Annotated in this window: 20 protein-coding genes; 10 read left to right on the forward strand and 10 right to left on the reverse strand. The window is 72.0% G+C overall.

Going from position 1 to position 24,272, the window contains the following annotated elements; all coding sequences use genetic code 11:
• Position 1: 1 nt before the first annotated feature.
• Genes ACQPYA_RS13560 through ACQPYA_RS13570 form a run of 3 tightly spaced genes read right to left on the reverse strand, consistent with a single transcriptional unit; the run spans position 2 to position 2,524 of the window.
• Positions 2-808 (reverse strand): AfsR/SARP family transcriptional regulator, encoded by an 807-nt coding sequence (locus ACQPYA_RS13560; protein ID WP_433532936.1) that lies wholly within the window; start codon positions 806-808, stop codon positions 2-4.
• Positions 795-1,526, reverse strand: a complete 732-nt coding sequence (locus ACQPYA_RS13565; RefSeq protein WP_433532937.1) for a polysaccharide deacetylase family protein — start codon at positions 1,524-1,526, stop codon at positions 795-797. The genes ACQPYA_RS13560 and ACQPYA_RS13565 overlap by 14 nt, the downstream gene beginning before the upstream one ends.
• The gene (locus ACQPYA_RS13570; RefSeq protein ID WP_433532938.1) at positions 1,523-2,524 is read right to left on the reverse strand and encodes a glycosyltransferase family 2 protein; all 1,002 of its coding nucleotides are present in this window, start codon (positions 2,522-2,524) and stop codon (positions 1,523-1,525) included. Before ACQPYA_RS13570 ends, ACQPYA_RS13565 begins: the two co-directional genes overlap by 4 nt.
• Positions 2,525-2,801: 277 nt before the next feature.
• Between ACQPYA_RS13570 and ACQPYA_RS13575 the strand changes: the two genes are divergently transcribed.
• The 6 genes from ACQPYA_RS13575 to ACQPYA_RS13600 are packed head-to-tail and all read left to right on the forward strand — an operon-like array spanning position 2,802 to position 9,344.
• Positions 2,802-4,112: an aspartate aminotransferase family protein gene (locus ACQPYA_RS13575; protein WP_433533495.1), complete on the forward strand. Its 1,311-nt coding sequence runs from the start codon at positions 2,802-2,804 to the stop codon at positions 4,110-4,112.
• A complete protein-coding gene (locus ACQPYA_RS13580) occupies positions 4,106-5,125 on the forward strand; it encodes an NAD-dependent epimerase/dehydratase family protein (protein ID WP_433532939.1) in 1,020 nt (339 codons plus the stop codon). Before ACQPYA_RS13575 ends, ACQPYA_RS13580 begins: the two co-directional genes overlap by 7 nt.
• 10 nt (positions 5,126-5,135) lie before the next feature.
• Positions 5,136-6,107: a UbiA prenyltransferase family protein gene (locus ACQPYA_RS13585; RefSeq protein WP_433532940.1), complete on the forward strand. Its 972-nt coding sequence runs from the start codon at positions 5,136-5,138 to the stop codon at positions 6,105-6,107.
• Entirely contained in the window at positions 6,107-7,120 is a 1,014-nt protein-coding gene (locus ACQPYA_RS13590; protein ID WP_433532941.1) for a glycosyltransferase family 2 protein, read from the forward strand. Before ACQPYA_RS13585 ends, ACQPYA_RS13590 begins: the two co-directional genes overlap by 1 nt.
• The gene (locus ACQPYA_RS13595; protein WP_433532942.1) at positions 7,117-8,154 is read left to right on the forward strand and encodes a glycosyltransferase family 2 protein; all 1,038 of its coding nucleotides are present in this window, start codon (positions 7,117-7,119) and stop codon (positions 8,152-8,154) included. Before ACQPYA_RS13590 ends, ACQPYA_RS13595 begins: the two co-directional genes overlap by 4 nt.
• Positions 8,151-9,344, forward strand: coding sequence for an endonuclease/exonuclease/phosphatase family protein (locus ACQPYA_RS13600; RefSeq protein WP_433532943.1), 1,194 nt, complete (start codon positions 8,151-8,153; stop codon positions 9,342-9,344). The genes ACQPYA_RS13595 and ACQPYA_RS13600 overlap by 4 nt, the downstream gene beginning before the upstream one ends.
• A 129-nt stretch (positions 9,345-9,473) precedes the next feature.
• On the opposite strand, the gene ACQPYA_RS13605 is transcribed toward ACQPYA_RS13600, so the two are convergent.
• From ACQPYA_RS13605 to ACQPYA_RS13625, 5 genes are all read right to left on the reverse strand, one after another.
• Positions 9,474-10,604, reverse strand: coding sequence for a glycoside hydrolase family 53 protein (locus ACQPYA_RS13605; RefSeq protein ID WP_433532944.1), 1,131 nt, complete (start codon positions 10,602-10,604; stop codon positions 9,474-9,476).
• A gap of 132 nt (positions 10,605-10,736) precedes the next feature.
• Positions 10,737-11,789 carry a LacI family DNA-binding transcriptional regulator gene (locus ACQPYA_RS13610; RefSeq protein ID WP_433533496.1) on the reverse strand — a complete coding sequence of 351 codons (1,053 nt, stop codon included), beginning with the start codon at positions 11,787-11,789 and terminating at the stop codon, positions 10,737-10,739.
• 19 nt (positions 11,790-11,808) lie between these two features.
• Positions 11,809-12,708 (reverse strand): carbohydrate ABC transporter permease, encoded by a 900-nt coding sequence (locus ACQPYA_RS13615; RefSeq protein ID WP_433532945.1) that lies wholly within the window; start codon positions 12,706-12,708, stop codon positions 11,809-11,811.
• Positions 12,709-12,822: 114 nt separating this feature from the next.
• Positions 12,823-13,773, reverse strand: coding sequence for a carbohydrate ABC transporter permease (locus tag ACQPYA_RS13620; RefSeq protein WP_433532946.1), 951 nt, complete (start codon positions 13,771-13,773; stop codon positions 12,823-12,825).
• A 79-nt stretch (positions 13,774-13,852) separates the two neighbouring features.
• Entirely contained in the window at positions 13,853-15,157 is a 1,305-nt protein-coding gene (locus ACQPYA_RS13625; protein WP_433532947.1) for an ABC transporter substrate-binding protein, read from the reverse strand.
• Between the two features lie 254 nt (positions 15,158-15,411).
• On the opposite strand from ACQPYA_RS13625, the gene ACQPYA_RS13630 reads away from it, so the two are divergent.
• Both ACQPYA_RS13630 and ACQPYA_RS13635 read left to right on the forward strand, forming a co-directional pair.
• Positions 15,412-17,832 carry a beta-galactosidase gene (locus ACQPYA_RS13630; RefSeq protein ID WP_433532948.1) on the forward strand — a complete coding sequence of 807 codons (2,421 nt, stop codon included), beginning with the start codon at positions 15,412-15,414 and terminating at the stop codon, positions 17,830-17,832.
• Between the two features lie 169 nt (positions 17,833-18,001).
• Positions 18,002-18,634 carry an HNH endonuclease family protein gene (locus ACQPYA_RS13635; protein WP_433532949.1) on the forward strand — a complete coding sequence of 211 codons (633 nt, stop codon included), beginning with the start codon at positions 18,002-18,004 and terminating at the stop codon, positions 18,632-18,634.
• 88 nt (positions 18,635-18,722) lie between these two features.
• Here ACQPYA_RS13635 and ACQPYA_RS13640 read toward each other — a convergent pair whose 3' ends face one another.
• The gene (locus ACQPYA_RS13640) at positions 18,723-20,303 is read right to left on the reverse strand and encodes a ricin-type beta-trefoil lectin domain protein (protein ID WP_433532950.1); all 1,581 of its coding nucleotides are present in this window, start codon (positions 20,301-20,303) and stop codon (positions 18,723-18,725) included.
• 127 nt (positions 20,304-20,430) lie between these two features.
• Positions 20,431-21,477, reverse strand: coding sequence for a phosphatidylinositol-specific phospholipase C (locus ACQPYA_RS13645; RefSeq protein ID WP_433532951.1), 1,047 nt, complete (start codon positions 21,475-21,477; stop codon positions 20,431-20,433).
• A 108-nt stretch (positions 21,478-21,585) separates the two neighbouring features.
• Here ACQPYA_RS13645 and ACQPYA_RS13650 point away from each other — a divergent pair, with 108 nt between their 5' ends.
• The gene (locus ACQPYA_RS13650; protein WP_433532952.1) at positions 21,586-23,409 is read left to right on the forward strand and encodes a glycoside hydrolase family 15 protein; all 1,824 of its coding nucleotides are present in this window, start codon (positions 21,586-21,588) and stop codon (positions 23,407-23,409) included.
• 56 nt (positions 23,410-23,465) lie between these two features.
• A complete protein-coding gene (locus ACQPYA_RS13655; protein ID WP_433532953.1) occupies positions 23,466-24,245 on the forward strand; it encodes a glucose 1-dehydrogenase in 780 nt (259 codons plus the stop codon).
• The last annotated feature ends 27 nt before the right edge of the window (positions 24,246-24,272 follow it).

Consider the following 24,272-nt stretch of genomic DNA (forward strand, 5'->3'; position numbering starts at 1 on the left):
GTCAGACCGGGACGCGGCGCTCCCACCACGGCCACACCGTCACCGGTTCGCTGCGCAGCAGCCGGCGATGCAGGTCCTGGAGCCGGTGCCCCGGCTCCACCCCGAGCCGGTCGGCCAGCGCGGTCCGGGCGTCCTGGAAGGCGGTGAGCGCCTCCGCCCGCCGGGAGGTCTGCCCGAGCGCGATGAGCAGCAGCTCCCAGAGCCGCTCCCGCATCGGGTGCTCGGCCAGCATCCAGCGCAGCTCGGCGACGACGTTCTCCACGTCGCCGAGCAGGAGCCGGACGCCGGTCACCTCCTCCAGCACGTCCTGGCGCAGCTCGGTCAGGCGGATCCGTTCGGCCTCGGCCAGCGGGCCGGTGGCCTCGTGCAGGGCCCGGCCGGACCAGCGGTCGAGGCCCCGCTGGAAAAGGAAGAGCGACTGGGAAAGGTCTGTCTGGGAGCGGGCGGCGCGGGCCGCTCGGACGTCCTGCTCGAAGCGGGCGATGTCCACCGCGCCGGCCGGGATGTCGAGGGTGTAGCCCGGCCGGGTGGAGCGCAGCACCTGGGCCAGCGCCGGTCGGCGGCCGGGCGGTTCCAGCACCCGGCGTAGCCGGCCGATGTAGGTGTGCACCATGTTCTCCACCGAGTCGGGGCGACGGCCGACCCAGATCGCGTCGACGATCTGGGCGACGGACATCACCATGCCGCTGCGCATCGCCAGCACCGCCAGGACCTCCCGCTGGCGGGGGGTGCCCAGGTAGAGGAGGGTGTCCGCGCGGCGGGCCCGCACCGGTCCCAGGAGCAGTATGGACAGTTCATCGTGCGACATCTGGTGTCTCCCCCGGGACGGTGACGAAGCGAAGCCCGCGGTCGGTCAGTCTCGGGAGCACCTCGGCGAGGGCCGCTATGGTCTGCGACCGGTCGCCGCCGCCGTCGTGGCAGAGCATGATCTGCCCGGGGCGGGTGCGGGACAGCGTCCGGGCGATCCGGGCGGTGCCGGGGCGGCGCCAGTCACTGGGGTTGACCGTCCAGTCGACCGGGGTGAGACCGAGTTCGGCGGTGGTCCGCAGGACCGTGGGCGACCAGTTGCCGCCGGGCGCGCGGAACAGCCGTGGGGTGATCGCGGTGGCGTCCTCGATCTCCCGCTGGGTGTGCGCGATCTCCGCTCGGATCTGCTCCGGGGAGAGCGCGGCGAAGGGCTGCGGGTGTGACCGGGAGTGGTTGCCGATCACGTGACCGGCGGCCCGCACCTGCCGGGCCAGGTCCGGGCGTTCCCGGACCCGGTCACCGATGAGGAAGAAGGTGGCCCGGATTCCGTGCCGGTCGAGCAGGTCGAGCAGGGCCGGGGTCCACTGCGGGTGCGGGCCGTCGTCGACGGTGAGCGCGACCTCGTCGCCGGCCAGGCCGAACGCCGGCCAGCGTGGACCGCCAAGGGTGGGGCGGCGGCGCAGCGCCTGCCGGCCGCGGTAGGCGAAGAGCAGATAGTGCAGTGCCTGGGCGTGCAGGTGCGAGCAGAGCCGGGCGGCGGATCCTCGGGGGTCGCTCATCGGGGCGTCTTCGCGGCGGTCACCCGCGTGGGGCCGAAGTCGCGGTCGGCGAGGTGACGCAACCCGCCCACCACGGCTCCCGTCACGACAGCCAGTTGCACCACCATGTGCACGGCGAAGAAGAAGACCGCGAACGCCGGCCCGCGGTGGCGCAGGACGAAGCGGAGCAGCCCCGGTTCGGCGACCATGAACAGCACGAAGAACAGCAGGGACAGCAGCGGCCAGCCACCGGTGAGCAGTGCCGTGGGCAGGGCGGCCGGCACCATGGCGGCGGCGACGATGCCCGCCGGAGTGTTGGCGCGGATGCCGGCCGGCCCGCGTTCGGCCAGGGCCACCGGGATCAGCAGCTGCGAGCGGCGGAACTGTTTGCGCAGCAGCGCGCCGAGCCGGCTGTCGTCGTCGTGCCGGCAGACCATCGTGTCGGTGAGCACGACGCCGTACCGGTCGCCCATCCGGTCGCCGAGTTCCACGTCCTCGGAGGCGCGCAGCCTCTCGTCGAAGAGGCCGACCGTGGTGAAGACCTCGCGGCGGATGACGCAGATCGCGAAGAGGGTGGTGCGTACCCGCCCGACGTTGCGCAGCCGCCAGTAGTGCCCGTGCAGCAGCCGGTACGCCTCGACGGGGCCGTCGTCGATCAGCGGTTCGAGCGCGTAGATGCCGTGTACGCAGGCCACGTCCGGCTGGTCGCGCAGGATCGCCAGGGCGTTGTCCAGCGCGTCCGGTTCCGGCGCGCAGTCGGAGTCGAGGAAGAAGATCAGCTCGCCGGTGCTGGCCTGGATGCCGCGGTTGCGGGCGGCGGCCGGTCCGGCGTTGCGGTCGGTGACCAGCAGCCGGCACGGGAACCGCTGCGCCACCGCCCGGGTGTCGTCGGTGCTGGCGTCGTCGACGACGATGACCTCGGTCACCGGGTGTCGTTGGCGGCGGACCGCCTCAAGACACGCACCCAGGGTCTTCGAGCTGTTGTGGGTGGGGATGATGACCGACACCGTCGGCGGCATGATGAGCACCTCAACGGGGTTTTGGCTAATGCGCGAGGGAATTGACCGGCGGCAATTGTGTTGCGCCCTGACCAAGTTATCGACCGGCAACCCAATCCGCAAGAGTTGCCTAGCGTAGTCAAGGTTGCATCCAGTAACGGTTCAGGAGAGATCATGGGGCAATAGATAGCGTCGTGACATGCCCAATCTGGTCAGTGTCGAGGAATGCGAGCGGTTCACCGTTCGTGAGGTGCACGACCTCTATCGGCGGTACGTGAACGCGAGCCAGGTCAATCTGATGACCTCGTTCGGTTTCGGCCGGGAATTGGTGGACCGGGCCGAGGGCGCCTACCTGGAGTTACGCGACGGCCGGCGGGTCCTCGACCTCACCGGCGGGGTGGGGGTACTCAACCACGGCCACAACCATCCACGCATCGTGGCGGCCCGGCAACGGTTCGCCGAGCGCCAGCGGATGGAAGTGCACAAGACGTACTTTTCGCCCTATCTTGCGGCCCTCGGCCACAACCTGGCGCAGCTGCTCCCCGGCGACCTCTCCATGTCGTTCCTGCCCAACTCCGGCGCCGAGGCAGTGGAGGGGGCGGTGAAGCTCGCCTACAAGTACCACGGCGGCCGGCGGGGGACCATCCTGCGTGCGGACTGCGGTTTCCACGGAAAGCTGCTCGGTTCCGGTGGGTTGACCGGGCAGCCCCACTTCAACTTTCCGACAATTCCGGGCATCGTCCCATTCGCGTATGGCGATCTGGATTCCGTCCGGTCGGCTATCGAGCGGCACCCGGGCGATGTCTATGCCCTCATCGTCGAACCGTTCAGCGCCTCCACAATTCGGTGGTGCGATGAAACTTTTCTGCGCGGCGTGCGCGAACTGTGCGACCGGCACGACATCGTGCTCATCTTCGACGAGATCTACACCGGTTGGGGCAAGACGGGCAGCCTCTTCTATTTCATGCGCTACCCGGATCTGATACCGGACGTGCTCACCACGAGCAAATCCTTCGGCGGCGGCAAGTCGTCCATCTCGGCCTTCGTCGCCCGGAAGCCGGTGTTCCGCCGCGCGTACGACAACCTCACCGACGCGCTGTTGCAGAGCACCAGCACGACCTACTACGGCATGGGGGAGGAGTGCGTCACCGCCATCGAGGCGATCAACATCGTGGTGCAGGACGACTACCCGGCGCGCGCCCGCGAGCTGGAACGGGTCCTCGAACCGGCCCTGCACCGGCTGGCCAAGGAGCACCCGGAGGCGGTCGGGCGGGTGGCCGGGGCCGGGGCGCTCTGGGGCGTGCACATCGACGGCGGCCCGAAGCTCCTCGACCTGGTGTCCCGGCTCGCCCCGGCCGGCATGGCCCGCGACCCGAGGTTCAAGGCCAAGCTCGTCACCTGCGCCGTCATCAACGCGCTCTACCGGGACCACGACATCTTCACCTACTACACGCTCAACGGCCTCAACCCGCTGATCATCGGCCCGTCGCTGGTCACCGACCCGGCCGACGCGCAGCGCGCCGTCGAGGCCCTCGACGAGGTGCTCGACCAGGGGCTGACCCGGCTGGTGACCCGGTTCGTCGCGCAGAAGGTGGGATCCCTGTGGTGATCGCGATCACCGGCGCCGCCGGCATGCTCGGCTCCCGGGTCGCCGAGCGCCTGACCGCCGACGGGCACCAGGTGCACGGCGTCGACCTGCGAGCCGAGAGCACGGTCAGCCACGTCGGGGACATCCGGGACGCGCGACTGCTGGAGCGCGCCTTCGCCGAGGCCACCGTCGTGATCCACTGCGCGGCGGCGCTGCCCAGCTACCCGGCCGACCAGATCCGGTCGGTCATCGTCGACGGGACGCGGGGCGTCTTCGACGCCGCTCGACGGGCCGGCGTGGCGCGGGTCCTGCACGTCTCGTCGACCGCCGTCTACGGGCTGCCGAAGCAGGTGCCCACCCCGGAGGAGCACCCCCGCGCGCCGGTCGACACCTACAGCGCGGCCAAGGCCGCCGCCGAGGAGATCGCCGAACGGCACCGGGCCGACGGACTGCCGGTGGCGGTGCTGCGACCCAAGACCTTCGTCGGCCCCGGCCGGATGGGGCTCTTCGCCATGCTCTTCGAGTGGGCCGAGGAGGGGCGCAACTTCCCGGTCCTCGGCCGCGGCGACGTGCGGATCCAGATGTTCGCCGTGGACGACCTGGTGGAGGCGGTGGTGACCGTCCTGCACGCCGAGGACGACCTGGCCAACGACACGTACAACCTCGCCGCCGAGCGCTTCGGCACGCTGCGCGAGGACTTCCAGGCGGTGCTGGACGCCGCCGGGCACGGCCGGCGGGTGGTCTCGCTCCCGGCCCGACCCGCGCTCGCCGCGCTCAGCCTGCTGGAACGCAGCCGCCTCTCGCCCGTCTACGGGCGGCTGCTGCACAAGCTGATGGCCGACTCGTACGTCAGCATCGACAAGGCCCGCGACCGGCTCGGCTTCCACCCGAAGCTGTCCAACCAGGACGCCATCCTGCGCACCTACGAGTGGTGGCGGGCGCAACGGCACCGCGACCGTCCGGCGCGCGAGGGCCGGACCAGCCGTGATCCCTGGCGGCAGGGCGCGCTGTCGGCCGCGAAGATCTTCTTCTGACGGGGGACCGATGACCGCCGCCGAGACCGTGGTGGAGCCGCCGGTCGCCCCGGTAGCCACCAAACGCGTCGCCCGCCTGCCCGGGCTGCTGCGACACCTGCTCGCCCTGGCCCGACCGGGCCACGTCGTCAAGAACCTGCTCGCCGTTCCGCTCGCCCTGGTGGACACCCCGGTCTGGACGGCGTCGGCCCTGTGGCGGTGCGTCTGGGCGGTCGCCGCGTTCACGCTCGCCTCCTCGGTGATCTACGTGGTCAACGACATCGCCGACCGCCACCGGGACCGGGCCCACCCGGAGAAGCGGCGCCGGCCGGTCGCCGCCGGGCACGTCCCGGTCCCGGTGGCCTGGGGGTACGCCGTCGTCCTCGGTACGCTGCTGGTCGCCGTGACCGTCGCCGGCCCGGCGATGCCCTGGTGGCCGCTGGTCGCCTACCTGGCCCTGAGCACCGCCTACAGCAGGTGGCTCAAGCACCTGCCGCTGCTGGACGTCTGCGTGGTCTCCGCCGGCTTCGTCCTGCGGGTCATGCAGGGGTACACCGCGACCGGGGCGGTGCCCTCCAGCCTGCTGTTGACCGCGGTGTTCAGCGGCTGCCTGGTGCTCATCCTCGGCAAGCGCCGGTACGAACTGGCCGCCCTGGGCACCCCGCACCGGCCCGCCCTGCACGGGTACAACCTGCTGCTCGCCGACCACCTGCTCGGCCTCACCACCTCCCTGGCCGGCATCACCTTCCTGCTGTACCTGCACCTCGACGCGCCGATCGACGCCTACCCGCCGGTCGCGTTGGCGATCGTCGTGCCGCTGGGACTGCTGGCCGCGTTCCGGTACCTCCAGGCGGTCCTGGTGTTGCGCACCGGCGGCGACCCGATCCGGATCCTGCTGCGCGACCGGACGATCGTCGGGTGCGCCGTCGCGGTCGGCCTCATCCTGGCCGTGGCGCAGATCACCGCCCGTTATCCACACCTGCTGACCTGGACGGACAGTTGATGAACCATCCCCTGGTGTCGGTCATCGTGCCGAACTACAACTACGCCCGCGCGCTGCATCTCTGCCTCGACTCGCTACGGGCGCAGACCTACCCGCAGCTGGAGATCATCGTGGTGGACGATTGCAGCACCGACGACTCGGTCGCCGTCGCCGAGGCCCACGGGGCACGGGTGGTGCGTACGCCGCGCAACGGCGGCCCGGCCGCGGCCCGCAACCTCGGCGCGGAGGCCGCGGCCGGTGAGATCCTGTTCTTCGTGGACTCCGACGTCGCGGCCCGGCCCGACGCGGTGGCCAACGCGGTCGACCTGCTCACCAACGACCCGACGATCGGGGCGGTCTGCGGCAACTACGACCCGGTGCCGCTGATCCGGGACAGCCTGCTGGAGGAGTACCGCTGCCTGCAACAGTCCTACTGGCTGATCGCCGACGAGGGCCGGATCAGCACGCTCTACACCGCGCTGCTGGCCATCCCGACCCGGGTGTTCCACGAGATCGGGCCGTTCAACCCCCGGCTGCGGGAGACCGAGAACGCCGACTACGGCCTGCGGCTCGCGCAGCGCTACGAGATTCTGCTCTCCCCCCGGGTACGCGGTGTGCACGACCACGACCACGAACTCGGTGTGCTGCTGCGCAAGGTCTTCACCCGCACGGCCCTGCACATCCCGATGTACGCCCGCAAGCCGGAGTTCCCCGGCGGGCTGCGCAGCGGCCCCCGGGCCTGGGTCAGCATCGCCGCCCCGCTGACCCTGCTCACCCTGGTCCTGCCGGTGCTGCTCGGTCCGGCCCTCCTGCTGGCGCCGCTGGCCGCGTTCGCTGCCTTCGTCGCCGGCGACCTGCCGATGTACCGGTTCGTCCGGGCCGAACGCGGCTGGCTGTTTCTGGTCTACTTCATCGCGATGCACTTCTTCCTGAACCTGGTCATCGCGGTCGCCGCCGCCTCCGGCGTGGCCGCCTGGCTGGCCTCGGCGCGCTTCCGCCGGCTCTACGACCGTCCGGAGGTCGCCACCCGATGAACACGCTTCCGCTGGTCTCGGTGATCGTGCCCAACTACAACTACGCCGAGTCCCTGGACCTGTCCCTGCGGTCCATCCTCGACCAGACCTACCCGAACATCGAGCTGCTGATGGTCGACGACTGCAGCACGGACCAGTCCGTCGCGGTGGCCGGCGCGCTCGGCGTCGCCGTGGTCAGCACCGGGGTGAACAGCGGCTGCGGCACCGCCCGCAACGTGGGCGCCGCGCACACCCGGGGCGAGCTGATCTGCTACGTCGACTCCGACCTGGCGCTGGCGCCCGACGCGATCGCCAACGCGGTGCGGATCCTGCGCGCGAACCCCACCGTCGGTGCGGTCTGCGGGATCCAGGACGCCGAGCCCCTGATCCACGACACCCTGGTCTCCCGGTACCGCGGCCTCCAGTACCACTACTGGTCGATCAGCTCGGAAGGGGACGTGTCGTTCCTCTTCCCCGCCATGTGTCTCATCCGGCGGGCGGTGCACGACGAGATCGGGCCGTTCAACCCGGCGCTGCGGCAGACCGAGGAGGTCGACTACGGCTACCGGCTCACCCGGCGGCACCGGATGCTGCTCACCTCCGAGGTACGCGGCCGGCACGACCACGACCACGAGCTCTCCGGGCTGCTGCGCAAACTGTTCCACCGGGGCCGGCTGCGCATCCCCCTGTACGCGCGGGCCCGGCGCTTCGGCAAGGGCTTCGAGACCGCCTCCCGGGCCTGGGGCAGCCTCGCCGCGTTCGCCAGCCTGCCGGCGTTGGCCGTACCGCTGCTGCTCGGGCCCGGGGGCGCGGTCGTGCCGGCCGCGTTGCTCGTCGCCTCACTGGTCTGCGACGCCGGCATGTACCGCTTCGTCCTGCGCCGGCACGGGCCGGTCTTCCTGCTCGGCTTCGCCGCCCTGCACTTCGTGGTCAACGTGACGATCGCGGCCGGGGTGGCGACCGGCGCGGTGCAGTGGTTGCTCTCCCGGACCTTCCGGCAGCTCTACGACGCCTCCTTCCCGATCGACGGCGCCCCCCGGTGGGAGTCGGCGTGACCACAGCCGTGCCGGTGACCGACACCGCCGCCGCGCCGACGTCACCGGCCCGCCCGGCGTCGCGGCGCTGGCCGGCGCGGGTGCTGGTCGTCGCCGCGGCGCTCTGGCTGGCGTTCACCGCCGCGCATCTGGCGCTGAGCGGGCGCTGGTGGCTCTGGCTCGCGGTGGACGCCGTGCCGCCGCTGGCCTTCCTGCTCGTGCCGGTGGCGTTGGCGGTCGGCGCGGCGCTGAGCGCTCTGCTGTCCCGGGCCCGCGTGGGCGGTGCGGCGGGCGCTCCGGTCTCCCGGGACCACACCGGCGGCGGCGCGCTGCGGCGGGCCCGCCGCGCGGTGGCGCTGCTGGTCGCCGCCGCGCTGCTGCTCGGCGCGGGACAGAGCGGGATCAACGTCCGCCGGTGGCAGGGCGGGGACGGCGCGGCCCCGGCCGACGCGCTGCGGGTGTTCGCCTGGAACACCGGCTACTGGGACGAGGGCGGCGAGACCGAGGCGCTGTACCGGGTCCTGCGGGACGCCGACGCCGACCTCTACCTGTTGCAGGAGTACTGGTACGAGAAGACGGCCGGGCCGACGGCGGCGACGCTCGACCGGCTGCGGGCCGAGTTCCCCGGTTTCCAGGTGGTGGTCGCCGGTGAGCTGGTCACCGTGTCCCGCCTGCCGGTGCTGCGGCAGGTGCCGCTGGAGGCGGTCGGCCTGCCTCCGGAGATCGCCGCGGCCGGCGACGAGTGGCGCTACAAGACCCTGCGTACCGACCTGGACGTCGGCGGTGGACGGGTGTTGTCGGTGTACAACCTGCACCTGCCCGTGCAGCTCTCGCCCGAGCACGGCCTGCTCGACGCCGACTTCTACCGGATCCTGCGGCGGCAGCACGCCCAGCGGGAACCGCAGTGGCGGGCGTTGGCCCGCGACGTGCGCAGCAACCCGCATCCGGTGCTGGTCGCCGGTGACCTGAACACCAGCCCGGCGATGGGCGACCTGGGCAAGCTGCCCGACGGCCTGCGCGACGCGAGCTACGCCATGCCCGCGCTCTACCCGGCGAGCTGGGCGGAGAGTCCCGGCTGGCCGAGGTGGTGGCGGCTGGACTGGGCGCTCGTCTCGCCGCAGGTGCGGGTGCACTCCTACCGCTTCGGCGCGGCGGGTGGGGTCTCCGACCACCGGCCCCAGGAACTGCTGGTGTCGTTGGCCGAGCGCTGACCCGGCCGTGCACGGTCCCGGCCCGTCGACGGTTCCCGGCCGTGCACGGTCCCGGGCCGGGCGCGGGGAGGGCCGGTCAACACCGGACCCGGCGGGCGGGGCCACGCCGGGTCCGGCCGGTCGGTCGGGTTACGGGGTCCAGACCACGTGCGGGTTCACCCGCCCGGTCCAGTCGAAGACGGCCATGTTGTCCCAGCCGTTGCCGGTCCCGTTGATGTTCGCCGGGTCCCAGCCGTTGCCGCGGATCGCATACCAGGTCGGCTCCCAGTAGAAGACGCCCACCGCGCCGGCGTTGCGCGCGGTGTTCTGCACCCAGCTGAACTGCTGCGCCTGACCGGCCCAGCTGGCCGGGATGTTGTCACAGAGCACGGTGCCGGGGATCGAGTTCGGCTCGTTGTCGGCGTCGGCCGTGGTGAACTGGTACGCCGTCTCGGCGAGCACCACCGGCTTGCCGTAGCGGGACCGCACGTCGACGATCACGTTGTACAGGTTCGCCAGCGAGCCGTGCCACATGCAGTAGTAGGAGAGCGCGGTGACGTCCCAGGTGACGCCCTGCGCCCTGATCCCGTCGTAGAACCAGCGGGCGTTCGCGTTGCTGTCCGCGTTGGCCGTGTGGATCCACACCTGGGTGCCGCTGTTGCACGCCTTGGTGGCGTTGTAGCCCTGCTTGAGCAGGCTGGCCAGCGGGGCGAAGTTGTTGTTGACGACCCGCCCGGTGGGCCAGAGCATGCCCACGTTGATCTCGTTGCCGATCTGCACCGCGTCCGGCGTGGTGCCCTGCGCCTTGAGCGCCGTGCAGACGTCGTGGGTGTAGTTGTAGACGTCGGTCTGCAACTGGCTCAGCGAGTGGTTGGCCCAGGCCGCGGGGGTGTACTGCTTGCCCGGGTCGGCCCAGGTGTCCGAGTAGTGGAAGTCGATCAGCAGCTTGAAGCCCTTGGCCTTGATCGCCCTGGCCTGCTGGAGCACCTTGGCCTTGTTGTTGTAGCCGCTGACCGGGTTGTTCCAGATGCGCAGCCGCAGGTAGTTGACACCCTTCGAGGCGAGGATGTCGTACGGGTCGGCCTGCGCGCCGGACGCGTTGTAGTACCGCGCACCGAGGTCGAGGCTGCGTTGCAGGGAGGAGACGTCCGCGCCGCGCATGGTGAGGGTGTTGGCCGCCTGCGCGGGGGCGATCAGGGCCAGCGGGGCCGCGAGGACGGCCACCGCCACGAGGGCGTGTCTGCGACAGACACGGCCCAGGGCCTGCAGGGACGGTTTCATGGCGCTCCTTCACATGGAGGGATGCGATACCCGCAGGGGGAGCGGGCACGTCCGGCGGGCTGCCGGACGGATCTGGTACCAGGTGAGGTGGTGGTGGGTGCGCCGGCCGGCCGCTGGGCCGGACCGGGTGTCTCAGGCCGGTGCGGGCGAGGAGGCCCGGACGACCAGGCTCGTCGGCACGGTGATGGAGAGCGGGGTGCGTCCGGCGATCACGTCGGTGAGCAGCCGGACCATCTCCTCGCTGATCCGGCCCAGCGGCTGGCGGACCGTGGTCAGCGGCGGGTCCAGCGTGGCGGCCAGCCCGGAGTCGTCGAAGCCGACCACCCGCACGTCGCCGGGCACGTCGCGGCCGGCCTCGCGGAGCACCGGCAGGGTGGCGGCGGCCATCACGTCGGAGGCGGCGAAGACCGCGTCCAGGTCGGGGGCCTGCCGCAGCAGCGTACGCATCGCCGTCGCGCCGCTCTCCCGGCTCCAGTCGCCGTGCCCGATCCGGGCCGGCTCGACCGGGATGCCGTGCGCGGTCAGGGCGTCGGTGTAGCCCTGCAACCGGTCCACCCCGCCGGAGGTGTCCTGCGGCCCGGTGATCGTGGCGATCCGCCGGCAGCCGGCGGCGACCAGGTGCTCCACCGCCGACCGGGCGCCGGAGCGGTCGTCGGCGGCCACCGAGCTGATCACCTGCTCGTAGCCGAGCACCCGGCCGCACGCGACGACCGGCACCTCGGCCCGCACGAGGTTGCTCAGCAGCGGATCGCCGGAGTGCGGCGAGACCAGCAGCACGCCGTCGACGTGACCGCCGGAGAGGTACGCCACCGTCCGGTTCCGCTCCTCCGGAGTCGAGGCGATCATCAGCAGCAGCGTCAACTCCCGGTCGGAGAGCGCCTGCGCGACCCCGCGCAGCAGCACCGAGAAGTTGGGGTCGGCGAAGAGCAGGTGCTGCGGCTCGGTGAGCAGGAAGGCGATCGAGCCGGACCGGCCGGTGGCCAGCGAACGGGCGTGCGGGTTCGCCGTGTAGCCGGTGCGGGCGATGGCCTCCCGGACGGCCCGGACCGCTTCCGGGCTGACCCACTCCCGGCCGTTGAGGACGCGGGAGACGGTCGCGTAAGAGACCCCGGCCTCGCGCGCCACGTCGCGGATGGTGGGCCGCTTGCGCCCCGTCGGGGGCGAGGTCGGCACGGATGGGATCATAGTCTCTGTCATCTCGTCGTCACCCCTTGACCGCGCCGGCGCCCAGGTCGACCCGCCAGTAGCGTTGCAGGCCGAGGAAGAGGGCGACGAGCGGGACGATGGACAGCAGCGCCCCGGTGACCACCGAGGTGTACATGGCGGGCTGGGACGCGCCCTGGTTGAGCAGCCCGTTCAGGCCCACCGTGACCGGGTAGAGCTGGTCGTCGCCGAGCATGATGAAGGGCAGCATGAAGTTGTTCCAGATCGCGACGAACTGGAACAGGAAGACGGTCACCAGGCCGGCGCGCATCATCGGCAGCGCCACCCGGCCGAAGGCGCCCCAGTCGCTGGCGCCGTCGATGCGGGCGGCCTCGATCACCTCGGTGGGTACGGCCGCGGCGGCGAAGACCCGGCACAGGTAGATCCCGTACGGGCTGATGATGCTGGGCAGCAGCACCGCCCAGTAGGTGTTGGTCAGCCCGACCTTGGCCAGCAGCAGGTACTGCGGGATGGCCAGGATGACCCCGGGCACGAGCACCCCGGCCAGGATCACGTTGAACACGAACGACTTGCCGGGGAAGGCGTACTTGGCGAGGGCGAAGCCGGCCATCGCCGAGACCAGGGTGGACGCCGCCCCGCCGACGCCGGCATAGAAGGCGGTGTTGGCCATCCAGCGCCAGTAGAGGCCGTCCCGGTACGCGCTGAGCGAGGCGATGTTGTCGAAGAGGTGGGTGCTGGGCGCGAGGGTGAAGGTGGCGAAGAGTTCCTCGGCGCTCTTGGTCGAGGCGATCAGCACCCAGGCGACGGGGAACAGGCAGTACAGCGCGCCGAGCAGCAGCAGGCCGGTGGCGGCGGGGCTGATCCGGCGGTGCGATGCGCGCGGGGCCGGTGGCGGTGCGCCGGTCACCGGAGCAACCGGGATCGCGGTGGTGGCGGTCATGCCAGCCCTCCGCTGGGTTGACGATTCGCTCGCGGGTGCTCGCTCATGCCGGCCCTCCGCTGCGCTGCGTGCCGGCATCTACGCTGCGTTGACGATTCGCTCGCGGGGGCTCGCTCATGCCCGATCCTCCTGTTGGAAGGCGCGCGAGCCGACGAGCTTGAGGAAGCCGAAGGAGACGACGAAGGCCGCCAGCGCGATGATTACCGAGGTGGCCGCCGCCGAGTGGACGTCGTTGCGGGTGAAGGCGTCGCGGTACACCTTCATCAGCGGCGTCCAGGTGGTGGAGATGGTGTTGCTCAGCGGGCGCAGCGTCATCGGCTCGGCGAAGACCTGCAAGGTGGCGATGAGCGAGAAGATGAACGTCATGATCAGCGCGGGCAGCACCATCGGGATCTTGACCCGCCAGGCGATCTGCACGTCCGAGGCGCCGTCCAGCCGGGCCGCCTCGAACAGGTCGCGGGGGATGGCCCGCAGCGCCGTGTAGATCACGATCATGTTGAAGCCGGTGCCGCCCCAGACGGCGATGTTGGCCACCGCCCAGAGCACCCCGGAGCCGGCGAGCACGTCGGGCGGGGTGATGCCGATGCCCTGGAGGACGTCGGCGAACGGGCTGACCCGGGGCAGGTAGAGAAAGCCCCAGAGCAGCGAGGCGACCACCGCCGGCACCGCGTACGGCAGGAAGATCGCGGTACGCGCGAAGGCGCCCACCCGGGTCCGGCCGGCGTCCAGCAGCAGGGCCATGAGCAGGGCCAGCCCGAGCATGGTCGGCACCACGATCAGCCCGTACGCCCCGACCCGGTAGACGCTGGGCAGGAATTCGGGGTCGGTGAGCGAGCGGGCGTAGTTGTGCAGGCCGGCCCAGATCTCGGTGCGCGAGCCGGCGCCCAGCCCCAGTCCGCTGACCTTGGTCCGGCGCAGGCTCAGGTACGCGGTGTAGCCGATCGGTGCCGCGAGGAACGCGGCGAACAGGAGCAGGGCCGGCGCGAGGAACGAGTACGGCACCGCGGCGCGCCGGCCGCTGCGGGTGGCCGTCCGGGGCGTACGAGTGGTGGTGGGAACCGTCACGACCGTGACCTTCCGTCGGTGCTCTGGTCGGCCCCGGCCGCGGCGCGCAGGGTTGCCGCGTCGCGGCCGGGCGGCGGGGTCAGCCGGCGAGCGTGAAGCCGGCGTTGCGCATGTCGTCGATGGTGGCCTGCTGCATGGTCGCCAGCGCCTCGGTGAAGGCCGCGGCCTGCCTGGACTGGGCGGCCTTGGCGAAGGCGTCGTTGTAGGCGCTGTAGGCGACGTTGACGTTCGGGCCGTAGGTGAACGGGTTGGTGATCCGGCTGGCCTCGGCGGCGACGGTGTAGAAGTCGGCCTGGTCGGCGAAGAAGGCCGGCGGCGTGGTCAGCGCCGTCGCGGTGGCGTCGACCGAGGCCGGGTAGACGTTGGCGGTGGTGGCCAACGCCCTGATCGCGGTCGGGTCGGTGTTCAGCCAGGCGACGAACTGGGCGGCCTGCTTCTTGTGCCGGCTCTGGCTGGTGACGCTGGTGGCCGAGCCGCCCCAGTTGCCGTTGGCCGGTGCGGCGGCGTCCCACTGTGGGAGCAGCGTGGCCTTCCATTTGCCCTTGGTCGAGGCCGCGCTGCCCTCCAGCACGCCGGGGCTCCAGACCGCGCCGATCCAGCCGACCTGGGTGCCGTCGTTGAGCGCGGCGTTCCATTCCGGGGTGTACATCGGCTTGTTGTCGATGACCCCCTCCTGCACCAGTCCGCCCCAGTACCGGGCGACCTTCTGGGTGCTGGCGTCGTCGATCGCGACGGTCCAGGCGTTGTCGCGTACCCCCCACCAGGCGGCGCCGGCCTGCTGGGAGAGCCCGGCGAACCAGCCCGAGTCGTTGGCGGAGAAGGTGCCGAGGTACTGCTTCGGGTCCGCGGCATGGATCTTGCGGGCGGCGGTCGCGTAGTCGTCCCAGGTGGCCGGGGCCGCCAGGCCGAGGGAGTCGAAGACGTCGGCGCGGTAGTAGAACATCATCGGGCCGGAGTCCTGCGGGACGCCGTAGACCGCCTCGGTGCCGAGGGTGACGGCGTTCCAGGCCGACTCGGGGAACTTCGCCTTGAGGTCGCCGACCTCGGCGGCGATGTCGGCGACCGCGTCCGCCGCGACCAGGGTCGGGATCTTCTGGTACTCGGCCTGCATGACGTCGGGGGCCCCGCTGCCGGCCTTGATGGCGGTGAGCAGCTTGGTGACGGCGGGATCGCCGCCGTCCTGCTTGTTCACGGTGACGTGGATGTCGGGGTGGGTGGCGTTCCAGGCCTCGACGACCTGGTCCATGTTCGGCGCCCAGCTCCAGTAGGTGAGTTCGACCTTCTCACCGGGGTTGCTGCCGGAGTCGTCGGATCCGCTGCATGCGGTGGTCAGAAACAGCGCCGCGGCCAGCACTCCGGCGAGCGGCAGAACTGCCTTTCTCATCGATCCTCCTCGATCTTGCGGGCCGCGGTGGTGCGGGCCGGGGCGCAGCCGGGAATGATGTGCGTCACCACATGGGCCTGTGACCGGTCACAGTGATGCGCCTCAGCTTGCTTGTCAAGCCCTTGCTTCAGGCAGGTTAAGTCGATGTATCGTGCGGACCGATGGGCTGTGACCGGTTACAGTCCTTCGGCACCACAGCGCGGCCAGGTCACCGATCGTGACCACGCCGACCCGTACGTCGCAGAGGAGTCACCGTGCTCACCGAGCCGCTCGTCGTCCGGCACCAGCCCTGGTCCGAGCCGCTACGCCGGCCGCGGATGAGCAACGAGGAGGACGTCCGGCCCGGCATCTCGCTCACCAGCCGCTACCTGATCCGCCACGGCCAGCCGGTCGTGCCGGTCTCCGGCGAGCTCCACTACAGCCGGCTGCCCCGGGGCCGGTGGCGGCGTCGACTGCGGCAGCTGCGGTCCGGCGGCGTCACCGTGGCCAGCAGCTACGTCTTCTGGCTGCACCACGTCGAGCACCGCGGCAGGCCGCGCTTCGACGGCAACCTCGACGTCGCCGCCTTCGTCGACCTGGCGACCGCCGAAGGGCTCGACGTCGTGCTGCGCATCGGTCCGTGGTGCCACGGCGAGACCCGCAACGGCGGCTTCCCGGACTGGGTGCAGCAGGCCCCGGTCCGGCACCGCACCGACGACCCGGCCTACCTCGACCTGGTCCGCGAGTGGTTCGGCCAGCTCGCCGCCGCCCTCGACGGCCGGTGCGGCCCCGGCGGGCCGGTGCTCGGCATCCAGCTGGAGAACGAGCTCTACGCCCAGCCCGAGCACCTGGTCACCCTCAAGCGGCTGGCCCGCGAGGCCGGCCTGTCCGCGCCGCTCTGGACCGGCACCGCGTGGGGCAGCGCCGCCCTCCCACCGGAGGAGGTGCTGCCGCTCTACGGCGGCTACGGCGACGGCTTCTGGGTCGACGCCGACGCGGCCTGGGACCCCACCTTCCGCGACCACTACTTCTTCTCCCACGTCTGGGACGACCCCGGCATCGGCGCCGACGTCCGCCGGCGGCAACTGCACGCCGGCAGCAGCGCCGACGCCGCACAATCCCGTACCCCGTCGGCGCTCTTCCCGCCGGCCACCTGCGAGCTGGGCGGCGGCATGGCCACCGCCTACCACCGCCGGCCGCGCCCCACCGCCCTGGACGTCGCGGCCATCGCCCATTGCAAGATCGGCAACGGGTCGGCCTGGCAGGGCTACTACATGTACGCCGGTGGCACCAACCCGCCCGGCGACGACGGCATGCAGGAGTCGCACGCCACCGGCTACCCCAACGACCTGCCCCGGTTGGGCTACGACTTCCACGCCCCGATCGGCGAGGCCGGCCTGCTCGCCGCCAGCCACGCGCAGCTGCGCCGCCAGCACGCCTTCCTGGCCGCCTTCGGCGCCGCGCTCGCCGAGATGCCGTCCAGCCTGCCCGAGGTCCGCCCGGTCGGGGTCGACGACGACCGCACCCTGCGCTGGGCGCTGCGCAGCGACGGCGCCAGCGGGTTCCTCTTCGTCGCCTGGCACCAGCCGCACCTGCCGCTCCCGGTCCACCGCGACACCCGGCTGCGGGTCGTACTCGACCGCGAGGAGATCGTGCTGCCCGCCCGGCCGATCGACGTACCGGCCGGCACCCTGGCCCGCTGGCCGTTGGCGCTGACCGTCGGCGGCGTACGCCTGGACTGGGCCACCGCGTCCGTGCTCACCCTGCTGCCGGGCGACGTGCCCACCCTGGTGCTGGTCGCCGAGGCCGGCATCGAGGCCACCTACTCGGCCGGCGGTGTCGCCGCCACCGTCGAGCCGGGCCTGTCGCCGGTCCGGCTCGACGCGGCCGGCGGCGCGCTGGACCTGCTGGTGCTGCCCGCCGCCGTCGCCGACGAGATCTGGGTCTGCGAGGACGGCCCGGTGCGGCGGCTGCTGCTCTGCGCGGACGAGCTGGCCTGGGGTCCGGACGGGCGGATCGAAGCGTACGGGCCGGCGGTGCGGGCCTACGACCGCGTCCGGCGGGCGTTCGTCGACGTTCCGATGGAGGACGTCGTCGACCCCGCTGCCGTGCCGGACGGCCGCCCCGGGGCCGCCGTGCCGAACGGCTCCCAGCCGGCCGGTGCCGGGTCGGCCGGTCCGGTCGAGTCGGTGGCGGTCGAGCTGGTCCGGGCCGCCGCCGGCACGGTGCCGGTGGACTACGGCAGGTACGACGGGCGGCAGTCCGCGCCCACCCCGGCGACCTTCGACGAGTTGGCCGCCGTCTACCGGGTGCCGCTGCCCCGGTGGGTCGCCGACCCGCGGCTCGACACCCACCTGCGGATCCGCTGGGCCGGCGACGTCGGCCAGCTACGGGTGGACGGCCGCCCGGTCACCGACCGGTTCTGGGACGGCTCGGTCTGGATCGTCAACCTGCCCGACGCCGGAGTCCACGGCGACTCGGTGGTGACCCTGCACCTGCTGCCGCTGGCGGCCGGCTCACCCGTGGCGCTGCCCCGGGACGCGCGCGACCGGCTGGCCGCGGTCGACGGGCAGCTGCTGGCCGTCGACGCCCTGCTGGTGCAGGGGCGCGCCACCTGGCGCGAACTTCCGGACCAGATCGGCGTGCCCGGTCCTCGACGCGAGCTGACCCCGCACCACGCCCGACCGGCGGCCTGAGCGGGGCCGTCCCCGCTCGGGACGCCGGCGCGCAACGTGGCGTTCACGGTGCCTTCGAAGGGCGAAGGGATCTATTGATCGCAATGTCTGCGACAATCCGTGTGGTCGCTGCCATGTGTCAGGCGGGCTCCCCCACCCGCCGTGGCAGCCGACAGTCAGGAGTCGCCGAGTGGCTCGCGTACGCAAGACCGCACTCGCCACGGTGGTCGCCGTGGTCATGTCCGTCGTGGTGGTGCCGGCACCGGCCCACGCCACGCCGCCCAACATCCCCTCGTACAGCACGGCGTTGAGCCGACTCAACTCGCTCACCGTCGCGGCCGAGTCCAACCAGTCCAGCTACAACCGTGACCTGTTCCCGCACTGGATCACGATCACCGGCACCTGCAACACCCGTGAGCAGGTGCTCAAGCGCGACGGCAGCAACGTCGTCGTCGACGCCAGCTGTTATCCGACCTCCGGGTCGTGGTACAGCCCGTACGACGGCGTGACCCGCACCAACCCCTCCGAGATCAGCATCGACCACGTGGTTCCGCTCGCCGAGGCGTGGCGCTCCGGGGCCTGGGCGTGGACCACCGCGCGGCGGCAGACCTACGCCAACGACCTCGGCGGTCCCGAGTTGTGGGCGGTCACCGGCAGCATCAACTCCTCCAAGGGTGACAAGGACCCGGCCCGCTGGAAGCCGCCGGTGACCTCGTTCCACTGCACCTACGCGCGGGCCTGGATCCAGGTCAAGTGGTTCTACGGCCTCTCGGTCGACAGCGCCGAGAAGTCGGCGCTGAACACCATGCTCAACACCTGCTGATTCCCTCGGGCGCAGGGCAGGGCAGGGCGATACATGCGACAGGGGCGTACCGCCACGGCGGTACGCCCCTGTCCGTTCGGCACGGTTGTCAGCCGCGTCGCCACTTCTGGTTCGCGCCGCCCAGGCACTCCCAGGTGATCAGGCGCGCGCCGTCGGCGTCGACCCAGCCGCCGATGTCGACGCACTTGTTCGCCTGCGGGTTGACCAGGTCACCCGCGGCGGACAGGACGAACTGCTGGGCCGGGTTGCCGCTGCACGTCGCGATCTGGATCGTCGCGCCGTTGTCCCGGGAGCCCCAGGCCACGTCCATGCACATGTTGTTCTGGGTGCGCAGCGTCCCGTTGGTGAAGGTCCAGGACTGCGCCGAGGTGCCGTTGCAGTTCCAGGTCTGCAGCGGTACGCCGTCGGAGAAGTTGGAGTTCGGCACGTCGATGCACTTGTTGTTCCAGTTGCTGATGATCCGGTTTCCGCCGCCCCCGCCGGTGGTGACCAGGGTGAGGCCGTAGACGCCGAGGATCTCGTTGACCGGCTGGAACCAGGTCTCGCCGCCGGTGGAGCAGTTGCCCCAGCCGCCGGAGGTGACGCCCTGCGCCTGGTTGCCGCTGAGCCAGGCGCCACCGGAGTCGCCGCCCTGGGCGCAGGCGTTGGTGCGGCTCAGCCCGTGCACGGCGCCCTGCGCGTAGTTGACCGTCTGGTTGCGGCCCAGCAGCGTCCCGCACCGCCAGCCGGTGGTCCGGCCGGAGCGGCAGACGGAACTGCCGATCGCGGCGTCCTGGGAGCCGGCGACCGCGACGTTGCCGCCCGAGTAGTTGTTCACCCACGGCTGCGGGGTCCAGTTGCTGTTGGTGCGGACCCAGCCGTAGTCGCGGCCGGGGAAGGTGGAGCCGGCAAAGGTGCCCTGGGCGACGTTGTTGTAGCCGAGCGTCGGGCTGCCGACCCCGCCGCAGTGTCCGGCGGTGACGAAGCCGCCGTGCACCGCGAAGCCGACCGAGCAGAGCGTGTTGCCGTTGATCACGTACTGGTCGCCGCCGCGGATGTCGTACCGGATCTGGGGCGCCTCGGCGGACTCGGCGATCCGGACCAGGCCCGGGTCGACCCCGCTGGCCGCGACGAACTCCGCCGCCTTGGCGGCGGCCCGGGTGCCGGCGGTCACGACGACCTGGTTCGCCGGCGCGTCGACGTACCAGCCGTGGACGGCCGCCGGTGCCGCCTTGCCGGCGTTGCGGTCGAGGGTCTCCTTGACCCGATCCAGGGTGGCTTCGCTGCGGGCGACCGTGGTGACCTCGGCACCTTCGGATCGGACGACCGCGGCGAGCGTCGGGTCGGTGACCGCCACGGTCAGGCGTTGCCCGCCGGACGGGATCCAGGCGCCGGCGAAGGCCGCGCCGAGCCGGGCCCGCAGGCGCCGTTCGACGTGCGCGGCGCTCGCCTCGACCCGGAGCCGGGTGAAGACCTGCGCCTCGGTCAGCCCGAGGTCACGACGCATGGCCCGGACCATCTCCGGGGCGAGATCGGTGCCCGCCGGCCCGGCGGCGGCACCGTGGGACCCGGCGCGGGATTCGCCGGCCTCGCTGGCCAGGGCGGCCGAGGATGACGGGGTGGCGACGGGGGAGAGGCCGGCGAGCAAGAGGGCGGCGGCTGCTACGAGGGTGCGTGGCGCTCGCGCCATGGAACTCCTCCTAGAGGTGGGGGCGAGGGGTGGGGGATCGATAGCAAGAGAGCGCTCTCACAGGGAAGTTTGTCGATGTTGCGGATAACTGTCAAGACTGTTGCCAGTTGTCGTGGGTGGGGCCGGCTCAGGTGGTGGTGTTGACCGCGATGATCCGGTCGAGCAGACCGCCGCCGGGGAAGTCGAGCATGAGCATGCCGGTGCGGCGGACCGGCGGGTGCACCTCGGGCCCCTCGTTGAGGTAGGTCAACAGGAACGGGTTCACGCCCTGCACGCCGAGCGCGCCGCCGGCCACCGCCGCCGGGGTGGCGAAGACGCTGGCCCCGCTGGCGAAGTTGACGTACATCCTGGTCGGGTCGCCGGCGCTGGTCGCGTCCAGGTGCCGGCGGACCCGGTCGCGCTTGGTGGCGATGGCGCCGACGTTCGGCACGTCGTACTCGTCCTGGATGTACGTCGACGAGCCGTGCCCCCAGTCGGCGAACTGGGCCAGGCCGTACTGGCCGTACCGGCCGCCCCGCGGGCCGTGCAGCACGGCCAGGACGACCCTGCCGCGCACCGCGCCGAGGGTGGGTATGCCGGCGCCGGCGCCCCGCTCGACCGACGGGCCCCAGAACAGGCCCGGGCGGGCGGAGCGGTAGCGGTCGAAGATGTCGGCGAAGCCGAGCTGCCCGGTGGCGTCGGCGCAGGACCCGATCTCCCCGGTGCACTCGTGCTTGAGCCGCATGATCACGGTCTCGGTGGGCCGCGCGGCGAGGAAGGCGCCGAGCACGGCCAGCACGTCGTCGAAGTTGGCCTGCTGGTAGGTGGCGCCGTGGTGGATGGTGAAGGTGTTGCCGCTGTTGATCCGGGCCCGGATGTCGATGGCCCGCACGCCGGCGTCGAGCTGGGCGGCGAGGGTGCCGGCGCTGTTGCCGTAATTCTCCTGGGTCTGGGTCCAGGCTCCGCCGTGGATGGACAGGGTGTCGTGGGTGCCGGGCAGGGAGAGGGCGGCGAGGCTGGCGCCGTCGGGCAGGCGGCGCATCCAGTCCGGGTTGCTGGCGGTGCTCAGTGACCGGTAGGCGGGATCGGCGGCCAGCGCGGGGGTGGGCGGCGCGGCGAGGGTGCCGGTCGCGGCGAGCAGGGTGGCGACGAGTCCGGCGGCGGCGCGCCGGCGGATCGTGACGGGGGGCATCATGCACGGAAATATATCGATCTAACGTGGCGCGACACGCCGTACCCGTGCCGCTGGGCCGCCGCGCCGGCCGGGACGAGTAACGCGCGCCGCCACGGGTACGAGCCGGGCGTGGCGGCGATCAGCGACTACGCGCTCCTCGGGGACTGCCACGGGGCCGCGCTGGTGTCGTCGGCCGGGTCCGTGGACTGGTGGTGCCCGGCGCGGTTCGACGCGCCGAGCGTCTTCGCGCGACTGCTCGACCCCGCGGGCGGGCACTGGTCGATCCGCCCCTGCGGGCAGTTCACCACGACCCGCCACTACGTCGACGGGACGATGGCCGTCCGGACGGAGTTCCGCACCGGAGGCGGGGTGCTGCGGGTGACCGACGCCCTCAGCCTCGGCGCGGGGGAGCGCGGGCACCGCATCGGCTTCACCTCCCCGCACGTGTTGATCCGGCACGTCGAGGTGCTCGCCGGTGTGGTGGAGGTGGCGGTCGAGGTCGCGGCCCGGCCGGAGTACGGCCTGGTCGAGCCCGTCGTGGCCGGTGCCGCGGGCGGGATCGAGTTGACCGGTGGCGCCGATCGGCTGCTGCTGACCGGCGATCATGACCTGACCGCCGACGGCTCCCGGGTGACCGGGCGGTTCACGCTCACCGAGGGCCGGGACGCGGTCTTCACGCTGCACCACCGCAGCGCCGCGGACCCGCCGACGACGCCGCTGGACGGGCGGGCGGCGCTGCGGGACACGATCGCCGGCTGGCGGTCGTGGGCCGGTCTCCACCAGGGCTACCAGGGACCCTACCGGGAGCAGGTCCGGCGCAGCGCCCTCGTGCTCCAGGCGCTGACCTACCAGCCCACCGGCGCGGTGATCGCCGCGCCCACCACCTCGCTGCCCGAGGAGATCGGCGGCGCCGCGAACTGGGACTACCGGTTCGGCTGGCTACGCGACGGCAGCTTCACCCTGAAGGCCCTCTGGGTCGCCGCCTGCCCCGACGAGGCGCACCGGTTCTTCGACTGGAAGGCCGCGTCGCTGGGGTCGGTGACCGCCGGTGACCACGTGCCGATCATGCTCGGTGCCGGCGGTGAGCGAGATCTGACCGAGCACAGCCTGGCGCACCTCGACGGCTATCAGGGCAGCCGGCCGGTACGGGTCGGCAACGACGCCTGGCGACAGCGGCAACTCGACGTGCTCGGCGAGGTCATGGAGTGCGCGTGGATCCTCCGGGACCGGCTCGACGACCTGTCGCCCGCGGCCTCGGCCCTGCTGCGTGCCCTGGCCGACCGGGCCGCCGACACCTGGCCGGAGGTCGACGCCGGCATCTGGGAGGGGCGGGAGGGCGAGCGGCACTATCTGACCTCGAAGCTGATGTGCTGGGTGGCCCTCGACCGGGCGATCCGGCTGGCGCCGATGCTGGACGCCGAGGCGGAGGTCCCCCGGTGGTCGCAGGCGATGGCGCAGCTCCGCGCGGCGATCCTCGACGCCGGCTGGAGCCCGTCGGTCCGGGCGTTCACCGGCGCCTTCGGCTCCGACCATCTCGACGCCGGTGTCCTCATCATGCCGATCGTCGGGTTCCTGCCCGGTGACGACGCACGGGTCCGGGCGACCGTGGACGCCATCGACCGCGACCTGGTCCGGGACGGCCTGGTGCAACGCTGGACGGGGGCGGGGGCGGAGGGCGCTTTCGTCATCTGCTCGTACTGGTTGGTGGAGGCGCTGGTGCTGGCCGGCCGGACCGACCGGGCCCGGCAGATCTTCGAGCTGGTCACCGGCCGGGCGAACGACGTCGGTCTGCTGTCGGAGGAGATCGACCGGCGCGACGGCCGTCTCATCGGGAACTTTCCCCAGGCGCTGTCCCACATCGGCCTGATCAACGCGGCCTGGGCCATCGCCCAGAGCGAGGCGGCCGGCGACGGGCCGCGCAAGCGCCATGACTGGCCACCCCCGCCCGGTTAGCGCCCGGCCGAGCGGGTATGCGCGGGCCGGACAGGATCTGCGAAGGGAGCACCCCGATGACCGGACGGCTGGACGGGAGGACCGCGCTGATCACCGGCTCGGACTCCGGCATCGGGCAGGCGACCGCCATCGAGTTCGGCCGGGAGGGCGCCAACGTGGTGGTGCACTACCTGCACGACCACGCGGGGGCCAACCACACGAAGGCCGAGATCGAGAAGGCCGGCCGGCGCGCCGTGGTGGTGCAGGGCGACATCAGCGTCGAACACCAGGTCGAGGCGATGTTCGACGAGGCGTTCGCGGAGTTCGGCACGCTGGACATCCTGATGAACAACGCCGGGGTGGACGCCTCCGGCATCTTCGTGGCCGACCTGGACACCGACACCTGGGACCGGGCCATCCGGACCAACGTCTACGGCGCGTTCTTCTGCTCCCGGCGGTTCGTGCGGCACCGCCGCGACCAGGGCGGACGCGGCAAGATCATCAACATCACCTCGATCCACCAGGAGGTGGCCCGGGCCGGCGGCGCGGACTACGACACCTGCAAGGGCGCCCTGCTCGAATTCGCCAAGAGCCTCGCCCTGGAGGTGGCCCCGATGCGCATGAACGTCAACAACATCGGCCCGGGAATGGTGCTCACCCCGTTCAACCAGCGGGCCATCGACGATCCCCAGTACCTTGAGGAGCAGGTGCAGAGCATCCCGTGGAAGCGGGCCGCCCAGCCGCAGGAGATCGCCAGGGTGGCGGTCTTCCTGGCCAGCGACGACGCCGAATACGTCACCGGATCGACCTACTTCATCGACGGCGGCCTCATGCAGAACCAGGGGCAGGGGGCCTGAGTCCCCGACGGTATCCCTGAGCGCATC

Origin of the sequence: Micromonospora sp. CA-263727 (assembly GCF_050942455.1) — a bacterium.
Taxonomy (GTDB): Bacteria; Actinomycetota; Actinomycetes; order Mycobacteriales; family Micromonosporaceae; genus Micromonospora.